Genomic DNA, 2,132 nt, shown 5'->3' with positions numbered 1-2,132 from the left:
TTCCTCGACGTCGGAGATACCCCCCTCGGGTATGAGCGAAGGAGAACTACATGTGCACGGCATGTGCGTGCGGCACCGGAGACGCCACCACCGCGACGGCCACCGTGGAGAGCGGAGACCGGAGCGTGTACGCGGTGAGCGGCATGACGTGCGGCCACTGCGTCTCGTCGGTCTCGGCTGAGATCGGCAAGGTGGCCGGCGTGGCCGGTGTGGACGTCGAGTTGTCGACCGGCACGGTCACCGTCAGCGGAGCGGGCTTCTCCGAGGAGGAGATCCGCGCCGCGGTGGAGCGTGCGGGCTACCAGTTGTCCGGGGCCGGGTCCTAGGAACGTGAGCGGTGGGCGTGCATTGCCCTGCACGCCCACCGGTGGGTCCGGTCCGGTTCGGAACATCACCCCAGACCCCTACGTCGCATCGTACGGTGCGAGAAGTGAGGAGTGCGGCTATGAACGCCGTCAATCCGCGCAGGTGGTGGGCACTCGTCGTGCTCGCCGCGGCGCAGTTCATGGTCATCATGGACACCTCGATCATCGGTGTGGCGCTGCCGGAGATGCAGCGTGACCTCGGCTTCACCCAGGGCGGGCTGCAGTGGGTGTTCAACGCCTACGTGATCGCCTTCGGCGGCCTGCTGCTGCTGGGCGGCCGGCTGTCGGACCTGTTCGGCGCCCGCAAGGTGTTCACCGCCGGCTGGATCGTCCTGCTCGCCGGCTCCGTGGTGGCCGCGGCCGCGGGCACGGCGTGGGTGGAGATCCTCGGGCGCGCGGTCCAGGGCGTCGGCGGCGCGCTGATCGCCCCCGCCGCGATGACCCTGCTCATGATGCTCTTCGGCCACGATTCGCGCGAGCTGGGCAAGGCCATGGCCCTGTACGGGGCGGCCGCGCCCGCCGGCGGCACGGCCGGGGTCTTCCTCGGCGGTGTGGTCACCGAGTACCTGAGCTGGCCGTGGGTGTTCATCGTCTACATCCCCATCGGGCTGGCCACCCTGGCCGCGGTCCCGGCGCTGCTGCCGGCCGTCCAGGGCCGTCGCGGCTCGGTCGACGTCCTGGGCGCCGTCTCGGTGACCGCCGGCATCGCCCTGGCCGTGTTCGCCATCGTCCAGGCGCCGGAGCAGGGCTGGGGCTCGCCCGCCACCCTGCTGGAACTGGCCGGCGCGGTCGCGCTGCTCGCGGTGTTCCTGCTGATCCAGCGTGCGGTCAAGCAGCCCATCATGCCGCTGGGCATCTGGCGCACCCCGGGCCTGGCCGCCGCCAACGTGGCGATGGCGCTGCTCGGCGCCGCCTGGATCCCGATGTGGTACTTCCTCAACCTCTATCTGCAGCAGGTCCTCGGTTACGGCGCCTTCCCCAGCGGGGCGGCGTTGCTGCCGATGACCGTGGCCATCATGATCTTCATGATCGGCATCACGGCGCGGCTGCTGGGCCGGTTCGGCGCCCGGCCGCTCATCGTCGGCGGCATGGCCGTCCTGGCGGCCGGCGTCGGGGCGCTGTCCCTGGTCCGGCCGGACGGGGCCTTCACGTCGGACGTGCTGCCCGCTTCGCTGGTGGCCGCCGTGGGCATGTCGCTGGCCTACATCCCGGCGATGATGTCCGCCATGTCCGGGGTGCGCCCGGAGGAGAGCGGGCTGGCCTCGGGAATCGTCAACACCACCTACAACGTGGGATCGGCGCTCGGCCTGGCGGTCATGACCGCCGTCGCCACCTCACAGGGAGCCGCCGAACTGGGCGACCTCGCCAAGCTCACCGACGGCTTCCAGGCCGCCTTCATCGGCGCGGCCGCGGTGGCGGCCCTCGGCGCAGCCCTCGCCCTCGCGTTCATGCGCAGGCCGAAGAGGGCCGTCGCGGAGACCGAGCCGGAAGCGCAGTCACTTCGCGCATGACAACACGACCCGGTGTGGGCGTGCCACCAGGTGCGCCCCACCGGCATGTAACCGGTTCGTGCCGGCGTCGCCGGCGGACTCAACGTGGCCGCGGGTGCTGGCGCCGGGACCGCCGCCGTGCCCCGGACCTCTCTGCGGCAGGTCTACGCAATGTTCTTTGAGCGAAATACCATAGGGGGGTATGGTGTTATCGGGAGGGAGCACACGGGATCGGAGAACCAACATGGCCGGACACGCCGACACCAAGCAACACCAC

Annotated in this window: 2 protein-coding genes; both read left to right on the top strand. The window is 70.8% G+C overall.

The genetic code is table 11. The features are described 5' to 3' along the window. The first annotated feature begins 50 nt into the window (after nucleotides 1-50). Nucleotides 51-326 (top strand): heavy-metal-associated domain-containing protein, encoded by a 276-nt coding sequence (locus CXR44_RS34940; protein WP_101790433.1) that lies wholly within the window; start codon nucleotides 51-53, stop codon nucleotides 324-326. A 119-nt stretch (nucleotides 327-445) separates the two neighbouring features. Further along, nucleotides 446-1,876, top strand: a complete 1,431-nt coding sequence (locus CXR44_RS34935; protein ID WP_101790432.1) for an MFS transporter — start codon at nucleotides 446-448, stop codon at nucleotides 1,874-1,876. Nucleotides 1,877-2,132: the final 256 nt, after the last annotated feature.

The sequence above is a fragment of the Nonomuraea indica genome, from assembly GCF_002850745.1.
Lineage (GTDB): Bacteria > Actinomycetota > Actinomycetes > Streptosporangiales > Streptosporangiaceae > Nonomuraea > Nonomuraea indica.
Note: the sequence above shows the minus strand (reverse complement) of the source record. Positions and strands in the feature narration are given on the sequence as shown.

Excerpts from the sequence above, each read along its gene's own strand:
- CXR44_RS34935 (WP_101790432.1), top strand. The coding sequence starts at position 446 with ATGAACGCCGTCAATCCGCGCAGGTGGTGGGCACTCGTCGTGCTCGCC.
- CXR44_RS34940 (WP_101790433.1), top strand. The coding sequence starts at position 51 with ATGTGCACGGCATGTGCGTGCGGCACCGGAGACGCCACCACCGCGACG.